Here is a 13624-nt window from a genome sequence, read left to right as displayed (position 1 = left end):
TACGGCAGACTCGGAGCGTGCGAAAGATTCATGTCATCGGGATCGGTGCCGGCGATCCCGACCAGCTGACCCTGCAGGCGGTCAAGGCGCTGCGCGCCACGGACGTGTTCTTCGTCCTCGACAAGGGCGAGGTGAAGAACGACCTGGTCCAGCTGCGCCGGGACATGCTCGAGGCGCACATACCCGAGGGCGGCTACCGGGTGGCCGAAGCGCGCGACCCGGAGCGGGACCGCCGCGCGGGCGGCGCCGCGTACTCGCCGGCCGTCGGGGACTGGCGCAGCGCCCGCGCGGGCATCTACGAGCGGCTGATCGCCGAGGAGCTGGGCGAGGAGGAGACCGGCGCGTTCCTGGTGTGGGGCGACCCGGCGCTCTACGACAGCACGATCGCGATCCTGGACGAGGTGCTCGAGCGGGGCGCGGTCGCCTTCGACTACGACGTCGTGCCCGGCATCAGCAGCGTCTCCTCGCTCGTGGCCCGGCACCGCACGGGGCTGAACCGGGTGGCGCGGCCGGTGCAGATCACGACCGGGCGGCGGCTGGCGGAGGGCTTCCCGGACGGGGTGGACGACGTGGTCGTGATGCTGGACGCTCATCAGGCCTTCCGGAAGTACCTCGACCAGGACATCGACATCTACTGGGGCGCCTACATCGGCACCCCGGACGAGATCCTCGTCTCCGGTCCGGTCGCCGAGGCCGCGCCGCGCATCGAGCGGCTGCGGGCCGAGGCGCGCGAGCGCAAGGGGTGGATCATGGACACGTATCTGCTGCGCCGCAATCCGAAGGACGTCTGAGGCACCCGCCCGGTCCGCGGTGTGCCGAACGGCTCCTGGTGGCGGACCTGAGCAACGGGCTGCCCCAGCGAGCGGCGGAAACGGCACGAGCGGCGGCCGCCTGACAATTCGGGTGCGGGCGGGCGGCACGCCGGTGATGCTCGCGGCATGTCCCCCGCCCCGGTCCGCTTCCGCGATCACGGCACCGCGTACGGCGCCTACAGCTCGTCGGTGCTGGTCCGGTGCCCCCGTTGCCGGCATCTCGCGCACTTCACGAGGGGCGCCCGGGCAGCGGACGGCGGCCTCCCGCCGGGGCCCCGCATCGTGTGCCGCTGCTGTGGACTGTGCCGGACCGGGCCCCGTTCCTCCACGGCCCGCTGTGGCAGCCGCCGCTTCGGGCCCCGCCTGTGGCTGACGGCCCGCACCCGGCACGGGACGCTGTGGGCCTACAACCTGGAGCACCTGGACCAGATCCGCCGGTTCGTCGCCGCCGGTCTGCGGGAGCACGCGCCCTGGTACGAACACGGACGGAAGATGACCATCGTCGCCCGCCTGCCCTCGTGGGTGACGTCCGCGAAGAACCGCGCCGAGATCCTGCGAGCCCTCGACCGCATGCGGGCCTCGGTCACCCGCGGCTGAGCCCCAGCCGTTCCAGCACTCCCGCCACGTCCGGCACCGCCGTCACGCTCTCCGGCAGCGGCGGACGGCGCACGACCACGACCGGCAGGCCCAGCTCGCGGGCGGCCGTGAGCTTGGCGGCCGTCGCCTCTCCCCCGCTGTCCTTGGTCACCAGGACGTCGATGCGATGTTCCCGGAGAAGCGCCGTCTCGTCGGCCACGGTGAACGGGCCCCGCGCCAGGATCACCTCGAGCAGCGGCGGCAGCGGAGGCTCGGGCGGCTCCACGGACCGTACGACGAAGCGGGTGTCCGCCAGGTGGGCGAAGGCGGCGAGGCCGAGGCGGCCCGTGGTCAGGAACACCCGGCGGCCGAGACGGGGCAGCTCCCGCGCGGCCGCCTCCAGCGATCCGACGGTGTGCCAGCGGTCGCCGGGGGCCGGACACCAGCCCGGCCGGCGCAGCACCACCAGCGGTACGCCCGTCAGCGCGGCGGCGTCGGCGGCGTTGGCGGTGATGCCGGCGGCGAAGGGATGCGTCGCGTCGACGACCGCGCTCACCGCCTGCTCCCGCAGCCACCCGGCGAGCCCCTCCGCGCCGCCGAACCCCCCGACGCGTACCTCGCCGTCGACCGCTTGTGGCCGGGTCACCCGCCCGGCCAGCGAGGTGGTCACCCGCACTCCCGCCCGCTGTGTGAGGACGGCGGCGAGTCGGCGGCCCTCGGTGGTGCCGCCGAGGATGAGGACGTGCGGGGTCGGCATGGCGTCGAGGGTACGAGGTGCCGGGTCCGGGCAGGTCATCGACTCTGCCGCCGTATCCCTTCCGCGGCGCCGTCGCCGGTGGCGGAGCAGTCGCGGGCGCACCGGCGTGGGGCGGAGCAGTCGCGGGCGCACCGGCGTGGGGCGGAGCAGTCGCGGGCGCACCGGCGTGGGCCTGAGCCGTGGCTCCGACGCCGGTGCGACCGTGGCCCTTCAGGGCCGCTCGGGGACGTCGTCCCCGCCGGGCGACCTCAGAAGTCGTCCGCGCCGTTGCGCAGTTCCGGGGTCCAGTAGCCGGTGAGGGCCTTGGCCGGGTCGACCGCGATGCCCTCGCTGCCCGGCGCGGTGACGGCGATGACCGTGGAATCGCCCTCCAGCATGACGGAGAACGCCGACACGGGTTCGTTGTCCTCGTCGACCCCGCCGTCCGACAGCTTCACCAGGGCGTAGGCCGGGGCGCCGGCCGTGAGCACGACCGGCGCGGCCGGCTTGCTCTTGGTGACGGAGGGGACGTCCTGCTTGTGGCTCTCCAGGAACTGGATGTGCGGGAAGCCCGTCAGCCGGCAGGAGTGCCCAGTGGTGTTCTTGGCGGTGAGGACGATGTGGGTGTAGGGCGGGCCGTCCTGCCGGGCGGCGGTGACGCGCACGTCCCCCGCGGTGCACAGGGGCGTGGAGGCCTTCGCCTGCTCGCCGGTCGCGCCGGTCGAACCCGTGGAGGTTTTGGCGGACCCCTTCGAACCGGCCGAACTCTTCGAACCCGCCGAGTCGGTCGATCCCGTCACGTCGGACGCGCCGGTGCCCTTGTCGGCCGTCGACGCGGCGGCGGCCGGTGAAGACGCCACCGTGGCCGACGTGGTGGGCGCGGACGACGACTTGCTGTCCGCATCGCTCTGGCAGGCGGTGAGCGACAGGGCCAGGGCCGTGCCCGCGACGGCGAGCAGCGTGGTGCGGTGACGCGGAGTGTTCATGGAAAGTCCCCCGTAGGTGGTGCGGGGCCGCGGCGTGCTGCCGTCGGCCGATGTGGTCTGCCGGTTTTCGAGGTGGTCGGTCGCCCTTGCCGGGCCGGTGGCCGGTCGGCAGGCGGGCGCGAACTCGCGCGGATCGCCATCCGTGGCCTCCCGCAGGTGAGGGAGGGGCGTTCCGCGTCGGCCTTCAGTCGACCATTTCCGGTCGGTGTCGCCCAGGCGGTTCTCCCGGCAGAAGTACCGTCGGCGATACTTCTGCCGGGGGCTCGTGACCGGACGAGCCGGACGAACGGGGACATCCACGGTGCGCGACGGCACACCTTTGGCTGGGGACTTCGCGCAGCAGTTGCGGAACCTGCGAGTGCGCTCCGGGCTGAGCCAGGAGGCACTGTCCCATGCGGCCGGGGTGAGTGTCAGGGCCCTGGCCGACATGGAACGCGGGCGTACCCGGGGGCCGCAGCGCCGTACGGTGCAGGCACTGGCCGACGCGCTGGGGCTGGACGACGACGAGGCGGCGCGCCTGGAGAGGTCCGCCGCCCGCGGCCGGCCGCGCCCCCGGACGTCCGCAGGGCCGGCCGGTCCCGGAGCCTTGGCGCTGCCGCGCGACATCCAGGACTTCACCGCCCGCGGGCCTGCCCTCGCCCGGTTGCTGGATCTGGCGCTGGACACCGATCCGGCCCGGCCGGCGGTCACCGTGATCGCCGGACAGCCCGGCCTCGGCAAGACCGCGTTCGCGGTGCACGCCGCGCACCGCCTCGCCCCGCACTTCCCGGACGGGCAGTTCGCGCTGGACCTGCACGGCATGGATCCCGAGCCGACCAGCCCCCGGGACGCGCTGGCCCGGCTGCTCGGCGCGGTGGGGGTCGCCGACGCGGCGATCCCGGCCGGCACCGACGACCGCGCCGGTCTGTGGCGGTCCCTGGCCGGTGAGCGGCGCATGCTCCTGCTGCTGGACAACGCCGTCGACGAGGCCCAGGTCGGTCCCCTGCTGCCCGGCACCGGGCCGTCCCTGACCCTGGTCACCAGCCGCCACACCCTGGCCGGTCTGGAGTCCGTGCACCGCACCGATCTGGCCCTGCTGCGGCGCGAGGAGGCGGTGGAACTGCTGACCCGCATCGTCGGCCCGGACCGGGTGGGGGCTGAGGCGCAGGCCGCGCGCGACCTCGCGGACCTGTGCGGGCACCTGCCGCTGGCCGTCCGGATCGCCGGCCAGCGGCTCCTGAGCCGGCCGCACGAACGGCTCGGGAAGCTGGTCGCCCGCCTCGCCGCCGAAGGCCGGCGGCTGGACGGTCTGCAGGCCGGAAGTCTGCGGGTGCGTGCCGCCTTCGCGCTCTCCTACCGGCAACTGCCGCCGCAGTCACGGACGTTGCTGCGGCGCGCTGCGCTGGCCGCCGGAGCGGACTTCAGCCCGGAGACCGCCGCGCTCCTGGCCGGCCTGTCCTACGACGAGGCGGTCGCCTGCGCCGAGGAACTGACCGACGCCGGGCTGCTGCAGAGCGACGCCGCAGCCGAGCGGTACCGCTTCCACGACCTGCTCAGGCTCTACGCGGCCGAGCAGGTCGACGCCGAGGACGGCCCAGAGGCCCGCGACGCCGCCCTCGACCGGACCGCGTCCTGGATGCTGCGCCGGGCCACCGCCGCCGCGCTGCATTTCGACGTCGAGCACGAACGGACCGTGCCGCAGGACGACCCGGACCCGGACACGGCGCCCACCGGCCGCAACGAGGCACGGGCCTGGCTGGAGGCCGAGCGGGCTCAGTGGCTCGCCGCACTGCGCCGGGCGCACGGCACCGGCCGGCACCGGCAGGTGCTGGACACGGCGGAGGCGATGCACTGGTTCTCCGATCTCAACCAGCACTGGGAGCAGTGGGTGGAGGTGTTCCAGCGGTCGGCCGACTCCGCCCGGCTGCTGGGCAGCAGGCGGGAGGAGGCGGTGCACCTCAACTACCTGGCCTGGGCCTACAACCTGTGCGTGCACGACCCGCAGGCCGCCCTGTCGAGAGCCGACGCCGCGCTGGAGGCGGCCCGCGAGTGCGGGGACGGGCTTCAGGAGGGCTGGGCGCTCGGCTACGGCGCGGGCGCACTCCATCGGCTGGGCCGTATGGAGGAGGCCGAGGCGCGCCTGCGCGAGGGGGCCCAGCGCTTCGCGTCCCAGGAGTCACCGCAGGGCCGGCTGGGCGAGCTGACGATTCTGAACACGCTCGGCGCCCTGCTGCGCCAGACCGGCCGGGCGGCCGAGGCGCTGGACATCCACCGCCGCTGCGAGCGGATCTGCCGGGCGGGGGTCCCGGGGCGGACGACGGAGCTGATCACGGTGTACCACGCGGTCGCCCGGCAGCAGATCGGCAACGACCTGGCGGCCCTGAAACGCTGGCACGAGGCCGAGGAGCCGCTGCGACAGGCTCTCGCGGCCTTCGAGGCCGCGCACATGCCGTCCTGGACCGAAGGGGCCCGTCTCGACCTGGGCCACGTGCTCGCGGCGGTGGGGCACCTCGAGGCGCGGGAGACGCTGCTCACCGCCCGCGACGCCCTCGCCGCGCTGCGCAGCCCGCGCCGGGCCGAGGCCGCCACCGCACTCGCCGCCCTCGACGAAACCGGAGCCGGCACCGCCCGGCGCACGGGGAGCGCCTAACGCAGAAGGAGTTGCAGTCCGCCCACCACCGTGGCGGCGATGACCAGTTGCTCGAAGAGTCTCTGGTTGATCCTGTGCACAGCCCACTTGCCGAACAGCGCACCGGGCACCACGAACACCGCGAGCGCCGCGTCCAGCACCAGCGAGCGGCCGTCGATCAGGCCCAGGCCGGCGCTGAAGGGCACCTTCGAGACGTTGACGATGAGGAAGAAGAACGCAGAGGTGCCCAGGAACCCCAGCTTCCGGAAGCCGGCCGAGAGCAGGTACATCGACATCACCGGGCCGCCCGCGTTCGCGACCATCGTGGTGAAGCCGCCGAGGACGCCGTAGGAGCGGGCTTTCAGGCGGCCCGCGCGGGTGGTGACCGCGTCCGGCTGCGCCGCCTGCTCGGCCGTGCGCCGCCGCCACACCGTCACCGCCGCCATGACCAGCAGGATCGCCCCGATCGAGATCCGCACGATGCCGTCGCCTGCCCACATCAGGAACAGGGTGCCGGCCACCACGCCCGCCGCCACCGCCGGGAACAGCCGCCACAGCGTGGGCCAGTGGGCGTGCCGCCGGTAGGTGAGCACCGCGAGCACGTCCCCGGCGATCAGCACCGGGAGCAGTACCCCGGTGGAGGCGCGGGCGGGCAGGACCGCTGCGAAGATCGCGAGGCTGACCGTGTTCGCCCCGCTCACGGCGGTTTTCGAGAAGCCGACGAGCAGCGCCGCGAAGGCGAGCGCGGCGAACCCCCAGCCGGATATGTGCCACAACGTCATCGTGTCCATGCGGCCACCGATGCTATGTCCTGACATCCGGTGCGCAGAAGCCGGGTCTCGCCAGGTGGCCACCGATCGCGTCTCGCCATGGGTCACCGGTCGCCCTCACCTACGGGCACCAGCTCGCCCGTCACCCTCACCTACGGGCGCCCGGGCACCGGGCGCCCTCACCCCGCGGGCCTCAGCCCCCGGCGTACTGCGTGCGCAGCTCCCGCTTGAGCACCTTCATGCTCGGCCCCAGCGGCAGCGCGTCGGCGAACTCCACCCGCCGCGGGTACTTGTGCCGGCCCAGGTGCTCCTTGGACCACGCGGTGAGCGAGGCGACGTCCGGGGAGGCGCCCGGCGCCGGCACGACGACCGCGCACACCTCCTCGCCGTGCAGCTCGTCCGGCAGGCCGATCACGGCGACCTGCGCGATGTCGGGGTGACGCATCAGGACCTCCTCGACCTCGCGCGGGTAGACGTTGTAGCCGCCGCGGATGATGACGTCCTTCTTGCGGTCGACGATCCGCAGGAAACCGTCCTCGTCCTTGGTGCCGAGGTCGCCGGTGCGGAACCAGCCGTCGACCACGGCCTCCGCGGTCGCCTCGGGGCGCCCGAGGTAGCCGGAGAAGACGTTGTGGCCGCGGATGACGACCTCGCCCAGCTCACCGGGCGGCAGCAGGTCGATGCGGCCCTCGACCTCGGCGCGGGCGATCTCCACGTCGACGCCCCACAGGGGATGTCCGATGGTGCCCGCCCTGGTGCCGAAGCAGGGCTGGTTGACGGTGGCCGTCGGCGAGGTCTCCGACAGCCCGTACCCCTCGTGGATCCGCGCCCGGAACACCGCCTCGAACCGCTCCAGCACCGCGACGGGCAGCGAGGCACCGCCGGAGATGCACACCCGCAGCTCGGGCAGGGCCGGCGCGTCGGCGGCCGCGGCGGCGAGCGAGACGAACATGGTGGGCACACCGTGGAAGGTGTTCACGTGCTCCGTCACCATCAGCTCGATCGCGCGCGCCGCGTCGAAGCGGGGCAGCAGGACGAGGGTGGCGCCCGCCCGCCAGGTGGAGTTCATCGACACCGTCTGCCCGAAGGCGTGGAAGAGCGGCAGCGCGCCCAGCGCGATGTCGTCGGGGCGGATGTCGTTGGCGTCGAAGGCGTTGACGGTCGCGTTCATCACCAGGTTGAAGTGGCTGAGCACGGCGCCTTTGGGGACGCCGGTGGTGCCGCTGGTGTAGAAGACGACGGCCGGGTCGTCGGCGGCGCGGGTGACGTACGACGGGAGCGGCTCGGCGTTCGCCGCCAGCTTGTCGAACTCCTCGCCGAGGGTGACCACCCGCACGCCGGTGGCCTCGGCGGCGGCCCGCCCGGTCTCCGCCTGCGCGGGGTGGACCAGCAGCAGGGTGGCGCCGCTGTCGCGCAGTACATGCTCGACCTCCGGCGCGGACAGCAGCAGGTGCACGGGGACGACGACCCCGCCGGCCGCGGCCACGGCGTAGTAGGCGAGCGGGAACTCGGCGGTGTTGGGTGCCATGAGGGCGACGCGGTCCCCCGGCGCCACGCCCAGCCCGGCCAGCGCGCCGGCCTGCGCCAGCGCCTGCCGCCACACCTCGGCGAAGGTCAGCCGGCGCTCGCCCTCGATCAGGGCGGTCTTCTCCGGACGGCGCCGGGCGTTCTCGGCGAGGATGACGGCCAGGGAGAGGGTTGCCATGGAGTGTCGCTCCGATTCCTTGCGGCTCTTGTTACCGGATCCCCTGACAGACAGGGGAGCCCCCGTTCGGCTCCTTGCTGCGGAGCCGCGTGCGCTGCGCTCAGGGCCCCGAGGGGACCGCTGTGCCCCGTCGAACGGGACCGCTGGGCCCGTCCGTCGGGGCCGCCGTGCTCAGTGCCTCTCGACCAGCACCGCGCTGCCCTGACCCACGCCCACGCACATCGTGGCGAGGCCGCGCTCGGCGCCCGTGCGGCGCATGCGGTGCAGCAGGGCGGTCAGGATGCGGGCGCCGGAGCAGCCGAGCGGGTGGCCCAGCGCGATGGCGCCGCCGCTCGCGTTGACCACGTCGGGGTCGATGCCCAGCTGGTCGACGCAGGCGAGGGCCTGGGCGGCGAACGCCTCGTTGAACTCGGCCTCCTGCACCTCGCCGATGCTCCAGCCGGCCCGGGCGAGCACCTTGCGGGTGGCCGGGACCGGGCCGATGCCCATGACGTCGGGGTGGACGCCTGCGGAGCCGCCGGCGACGTACTGGCCCATGGACTCGAGCCCCAGTTCGTTCAGGGCCTCCTCGCTGGCCAGGATCAGGCCGGCCGCGCCGTCGTTCATCGGGGAGGCGTTGCCCGCGGTGACCGTGCCGCCGGGCCGGAAGACGGGCTTGAGGCGGGCGAGCTTGTCGTAGGAGGTGTCCTCGCGGACGCACTCGTCGGCGTCGACGACCGTGCCGTCCGGACGCTCGACGGGCAGGAGTTCGTCGTCGAAGTGGCCCAGCTTGCGGGCCTCGGCGGCGCGTTGGTGGCTGCGCAGCGCGAACTCGTCCTGCCGTTCGCGGCTGATGCCGTACCGTGCGGCGACCTCCTCGGCGGTCTCGCCCATGGAGAGCAGGCCGTGCAGGTCCTTCATCGCCGGGTTCACCAGCCGCCAGCCGAGCCGGGTGTCGTGGGTCTCGATGCGGTGCGGCAGGGCCTCGTCGGGGCGGGGCAGGACGAAGGGGGCGCGGCTCATCGACTCCGAGCCGCCCGCGATCACGAGATCGGCCTCGCCCGCGGCGATCGTGCGGGCGGCGGCGGTGACGGCTTCGAGGCCGGAGGCGCACAGCCGGTTGACCGTGGCGCCGGGGACGGTCTCGGGCAGGCCCGCGAGCAGGGCGGCCATGCGGGCGACGTTGCGGTTGTCCTCGCCGGCCTGGTTGGCGGCGCCCCAGTAGACGTCGTCGATCCGGGCGGGATCGAGGGCGGGGACGTCGGCGACCAGACCGCGGATCACCGCGGCGGCGAGGTCGTCGGGGCGGACGGAGGACAGCGCGCCGCGCAGCTTGCCGATGGGGGTGCGACGGGCGGCCGCGAAGTGGACGGGACGCAACTGAGGACTCCTGACCGACGGCGCTGTGGACCAGCGAGCTCTTAATTAGCACTGCTAGTTTTGGACTATAGACCGCGGGACCGCTCCCTGGGAAGATCCCCCCTTGCCAGCTGCACCCACCCGGCGGAGGAGACATGGCCGACTCCCGCGAGCACGTCCTGACCGGAACCCGCGGCACCATCGTCGCCCGCGAGTGGCCGAACCCGCGCGCCCGCTACCTCGCCCTCGTCGTGCACGGCTACGGCGAGCACATCGGGCGTTACGAGGGCCTCGCGAACGCACTCCTGGAGCATGGCGCGGCCGTGTACGGGCCGGATCACACCGGGCACGGCCGGTCGGCGGGCGAGCGGGTGGTGATCGAGGACTTCGAGGACGTCGTCACCGACGTGCACGCGGTGGCCCTCCTGGCGCGGGCCGCACACCCCGGGCTGCCGGTGGCGCTGATCGGCCACTCCATGGGCGGCCTGATCGCCTCCCGCTACGCCCAGCGGTACGGCGACGACCTGGCCGCACTGGTGCTGTCCGGGCCGGTGATCGGCACGTGGGAGACGCCGGAGCGGCTGCTCGCGCACGCCGAGCGGCACGGCGAGATTCCGGACATCCCGATCAGCCCGGCCGCACTCTCCCGCGATCCGGCGGTGGGAGCGGCGTACGCGGCGGACCCGCTGGTGTGGCACGGGCCGATGAAGCGGCCGACGCTCGAGGCGTTCGTGCGCACGCTGGAGACCGTGGCGAAGGGCGGTGACGTGGGGCGGCTGCCGGTGCTGTGGCTGCACGGCGACGACGACCGGCTCGTCCCGCTGCCGGGCAGCCGGGTCGGCGTCGAGCGGCTGGCCGGGGACGGCGGGCCGACCGAGCGGGTGTACGACGGCGCGCGGCACGAGGTCTTCCACGAGACCCACAGGGACGAGGTGTTCGCCGAGGTCACCGGGTTCCTGGACCGGGTGCTCACGTCCTGAGACGGCTCGGGCCGCATCCCGGACGCCTCCCCCGGTGCCGCGGTTTGCCTGCCCTGAGGCACGGGCACCCGCGCGCCCATGGGGTGGCTGCGGCACGCTGCCGCCGGGGCCGGACCCTGCGGGAAATGCGTGCCGGGCTGCTCCGCGCTCCGGAGAACGACGTGAGGAGGAGAAGCGAGCCATGACCGTGGTGAGGAGCACGCTGCCCGAGGACGCCCGCCGAGTCACCGGCGAGGCTCTGCAGGAGACCCTGGTGGACCTGCTCGGCCTGTCACTGGTGGCCAAGCAGGCCCACTGGAACGTCGTGGGGCCGCGGTTCCGCTCGATCCACCTCCAGCTGGACGAGGTGGTCTCGGCCGCGCGCGGCTTCGCCGACACCGTGGCCGAGCGTGCCGCGGCACTCGGTGTGACACCGGACGGCCGCCCCGAGACCGTCGCCGCCGCCTACGGGCTGCCCGGCGCGAAGGAGGGCCGGCTGCGCGACACGGAGGTCGTGGGGCTGATGGTGCGGTCCCTCGACGAGGCCGTCACCCGGCTGCGGACCCGCATCGAGGCCACCGACAAGCCCGACCCGGTCACCCAGGACCTGCTCATCGGCATCACCGCCGAGCTGGAGAAACAGCGGTGGATGTTCGATGCGGAGAACTTCCCGCGGGACTGACCGGGCACGCGAACCCCGTACGCCATGCAACGCAACGAAAGGGGCAGCTGATGACCGACGCCCTCGAACTCGACGCACTGTGGGAGGACTTCCACCGCGCGGTGAACATGACCTCCGCCGAGCTGGCCGCCTGGCTGAAAGTGCGGGACGCCGCCGAGGACACCGAGCCCCTGCCGGAGGAGGCGGGGAGCCCGACCGGGCAGCACGTGCTGGCCATCCTGCAGAAGCGGCGCACCGACCTCACACGGGACGACCTGCGGGTGATGCGGAAGGTCGTCGAGACGGTGGACGAGGAGGCCGACGTCGAGAACGAGCCGGAGGCCGCGGACACCCGCCGCCGGCACCGGCTGATGACGATCGGACACGACCCGCTGAAGCCATGAGCGACGACCGGCGCGCGCTGCCGGAGCTGGTACGGGAGCTGGTGCGCGCCCACGGGCGCACGTACGCCGAGGAGGCCGGCATCCGGCTGCGGGACACCCCGCAGCCGCTGTACCGGCTCCTGGTACTGGCCATGCTGCTCAGCGCCCGCATCCGGGCCTCGGCGGCGGTCGCCGCCGCGCGCGAGCTGGAAGCCGCCGGGTTGCGCGACCCGCGCCGGATGGCCGAGGCGGACTGGCAGGCGCGGGTCGACGCGCTGGGGCGAGGCGGCTACCGGCGCTACGACGAGCGCACGGCGACCATGCTGGGCGACGGGGCCGAGCTGGTCGTGTCGCGCTGGCGGGGGGACCTGCGGCGACTGCGCCAGGAGGCGGGCGGGGACACGGACGCGCTGCGGCGGCTGTTGCAGGAGGTCCCGGGGGTGGGGCCGGCCGGCGCGGACATCTTCCTGCGGGAGGTGCAGCGGGTGTGGGCGGAGGTCGGGCCGCTGCTGGACGCCAAGGCGTTGCAGGGCGCCGCGCGGCTCGGGCTGCCGGAGGACCCCGGTGAGCTGGTGCGGCTCGCGGGGGATGTGGACACGGCGGTGCTGGCCGCGGCGTTGGTGCGGGCCGCGTTGGACAAAGCGGTCGTGGAGGACGTGCGGCGACGGGTTCAGGGAGGTTGAGCCCGTGCAGCGCGCGGCGGCCCGTGCGGACAGTGGTCCCGGGCCGCCGCCCGCGCGTTCCGCTCAGGTCGCCAGTCGGGTGAGGGCCGCCGCGACCAGGGTCTGGACGCCCGGCACCAGGACCGCCGGGTCGGGCGCGAACAGGGGGCTGTGGTTGCCGGGGACGTTGCCGAACTTCTCGGCGAGTTCCTCGCCGGGGGCCGCCTCCCACACCGGGGCCGGTGTCGAGGTGACGTACCAGTAGTCGTACGGCACGCCCTTCGGTGCCAGCAGGGAGAAGTCCTCGCTGCCCATGGCCGGGCCGAAGTCGAAGACGGTGTGCTCGCCGAAGAGGGCGCGGTGGACCGAGGCGATCTCGGTGTCCAGGGCGGCGTCGTTGACGGTGTTCGGGTAGCCCTGGTGCACGGTCACCTCGGGCGGGACCGGGCAGCCGGCCGCCGCGCACTCGCCGTCCACGATCCGCCGGACAGCGGTGAGCACGCGTTCGCGTACCGCCGTGTTCTGGGTGCGCAGGTTCAGTGCGAGCCGGGCCTCGTCCGGGATGATGTTGTGCTTGGTGCCGGCGTGGAACTGACCCACCGTCAGCACGGCCGACTCCTTCGCGGCCACCTCGCGGGCGACCACGCTCTGCAGCCGGGTGACGATGTACGCCGCCGTCACGACGGGATCGACGGTGGACTCGGGGCGTGAGCCGTGGCCGCCGACGCCGTGCACGACGACGTCGATGTCGTCCGCGGCGGACATGGTGAGGCCGGGGGTGTGCGGATAGAACCCGGCCGGGCCGGGGGCGACGTGCTGGCCGAACAGGACGTCGGGGCGCGGGAAGCGTTCGTGCAGGCCGTCCGCGACCATCGCGCCCGCTCCCCCGCCGCTCTCCTCGGCGGGCTGGCCGACCACGACGAGCGTGCCGGACCAGGCGGCGCGGGCCGCCGCGAGCGCCTCGGCCGCCCCGGCCAGCCAGGTGACGTGCAGATCGTGACCGCAGGCGTGCATCACCCCGTCCACGGTCGAGGAGTACGGCAGCCCGGTCGCCTCCCTCACCGGCAGCGCGTCCATGTCGCCGCGCAGCCACACCACCGGCCCGTCGCCGTTGGCCAGCACCCCCACCACGCCGGTGCGGGCGACACCCTCCGTCACCGCGTATCCGGCCGCGCGCAGCCGCGCGGCGAGCCTGTCCGCGGTGCGGTGCTCCTGGAAGGCGAGCTCGGGATGGCGGTGCAGGTCGCGGTAGAAGCCCTCGAGCTCCGCGGCCTTCACCGCGTCGGTCACCTCGCGCGCCAGTCGGGCCACGGCGGCCGGATCCATCATGCTGCTGCCTCCTCGTGATCGGCTGCCGCGATTCTCGACCGCCGGACCGGCCCGGCTCCAGACCCCCGCGCTCGCGCGGCCGGTACCGCAAGTGACGGC

The 13624-nt window shown here is 74.0% G+C and carries 13 protein-coding genes; 7 read left to right on the top strand and 6 right to left on the bottom strand.

Annotated features, from left to right (window positions below; all coding sequences use genetic code 11):
- Window positions 1-17: 17 nt before the first annotated feature.
- On the top strand, window positions 18-791 hold the full coding sequence (gene cobF, locus ACZ67Q_RS03350) for a precorrin-6A synthase (deacetylating) (protein ID WP_471175665.1): 774 nt from the start codon (window positions 18-20) through the stop codon (window positions 789-791).
- A 147-nt stretch (window positions 792-938) separates the two neighbouring features.
- Window positions 939-1409 (top strand): hypothetical protein, encoded by a 471-nt coding sequence (locus ACZ67Q_RS03345; RefSeq protein WP_471175663.1) that lies wholly within the window; start codon window positions 939-941, stop codon window positions 1407-1409.
- Here the strand turns inward: ACZ67Q_RS03345 and ACZ67Q_RS03340 are convergent.
- Complete coding sequence (locus ACZ67Q_RS03340; RefSeq protein ID WP_471175661.1) at window positions 1396-2145, bottom strand: cobalt-precorrin-6A reductase; 750 nt, start codon at window positions 2143-2145, stop codon at window positions 1396-1398. The two genes, ACZ67Q_RS03345 and ACZ67Q_RS03340, sit on opposite strands and share 14 nt — an antisense overlap.
- Before the next feature lie 248 nt (window positions 2146-2393).
- Window positions 2394-3110 carry a DUF4232 domain-containing protein gene (locus ACZ67Q_RS03335; protein ID WP_471175659.1) on the bottom strand — a complete coding sequence of 239 codons (717 nt, stop codon included), beginning with the start codon at window positions 3108-3110 and terminating at the stop codon, window positions 2394-2396.
- Window positions 3111-3411: 301 nt separating this feature from the next.
- Here ACZ67Q_RS03335 and ACZ67Q_RS03330 point away from each other — a divergent pair, with 301 nt between their 5' ends.
- Window positions 3412-5739 carry an ATP-binding protein gene (locus ACZ67Q_RS03330; protein WP_471175657.1) on the top strand — a complete coding sequence of 776 codons (2328 nt, stop codon included), beginning with the start codon at window positions 3412-3414 and terminating at the stop codon, window positions 5737-5739.
- Here the strand turns inward: ACZ67Q_RS03330 and ACZ67Q_RS03325 are convergent.
- The 3 genes from ACZ67Q_RS03325 to ACZ67Q_RS03315 all read right to left on the bottom strand — a co-directional run bounded on the left by ACZ67Q_RS03325 (window position 5736) and on the right by ACZ67Q_RS03315 (window position 9552).
- On the bottom strand, window positions 5736-6509 hold the full coding sequence (locus tag ACZ67Q_RS03325; RefSeq protein ID WP_471175655.1) for a sulfite exporter TauE/SafE family protein: 774 nt from the start codon (window positions 6507-6509) through the stop codon (window positions 5736-5738). The genes ACZ67Q_RS03330 and ACZ67Q_RS03325 overlap by 4 nt on opposite strands.
- A gap of 172 nt (window positions 6510-6681) precedes the next feature.
- Window positions 6682-8193 (bottom strand): long-chain-fatty-acid--CoA ligase, encoded by a 1512-nt coding sequence (locus ACZ67Q_RS03320; RefSeq protein WP_471175653.1) that lies wholly within the window; start codon window positions 8191-8193, stop codon window positions 6682-6684.
- A 171-nt stretch (window positions 8194-8364) separates the two neighbouring features.
- A complete protein-coding gene (locus ACZ67Q_RS03315; protein ID WP_471175651.1) occupies window positions 8365-9552 on the bottom strand; it encodes a thiolase family protein in 1188 nt (395 codons plus the stop codon).
- 134 nt (window positions 9553-9686) lie between these two features.
- Here ACZ67Q_RS03315 and ACZ67Q_RS03310 point away from each other — a divergent pair, with 134 nt between their 5' ends.
- The 4 genes from ACZ67Q_RS03310 (at window position 9687) to ACZ67Q_RS03295 (ending at window position 12217) form a co-directional block, all read left to right on the top strand.
- Window positions 9687-10511 (top strand): alpha/beta hydrolase, encoded by an 825-nt coding sequence (locus ACZ67Q_RS03310; RefSeq protein ID WP_471175649.1) that lies wholly within the window; start codon window positions 9687-9689, stop codon window positions 10509-10511.
- 181 nt (window positions 10512-10692) lie between these two features.
- A complete protein-coding gene (locus tag ACZ67Q_RS03305) occupies window positions 10693-11172 on the top strand; it encodes a Dps family protein (protein ID WP_471175647.1) in 480 nt (159 codons plus the stop codon).
- 50 nt (window positions 11173-11222) lie between these two features.
- A complete protein-coding gene (locus ACZ67Q_RS03300) occupies window positions 11223-11555 on the top strand; it encodes a DUF3140 domain-containing protein (protein ID WP_471175645.1) in 333 nt (110 codons plus the stop codon).
- Window positions 11552-12217 (top strand): endonuclease, encoded by a 666-nt coding sequence (locus tag ACZ67Q_RS03295; RefSeq protein WP_471175644.1) that lies wholly within the window; start codon window positions 11552-11554, stop codon window positions 12215-12217. The genes ACZ67Q_RS03300 and ACZ67Q_RS03295 overlap by 4 nt, the downstream gene beginning before the upstream one ends.
- 63 nt (window positions 12218-12280) lie before the next feature.
- Here ACZ67Q_RS03295 and ACZ67Q_RS03290 read toward each other — a convergent pair whose 3' ends face one another.
- A complete protein-coding gene (locus ACZ67Q_RS03290) occupies window positions 12281-13525 on the bottom strand; it encodes an amidohydrolase (protein WP_471175642.1) in 1245 nt (414 codons plus the stop codon).
- Between the last annotated feature and the right edge of the window lie 99 nt (window positions 13526-13624).

This window comes from Streptomyces sp. NPDC036813, from assembly GCF_055609245.1.
This window is presented reverse-complemented; position numbering and strand designations above follow the sequence as displayed.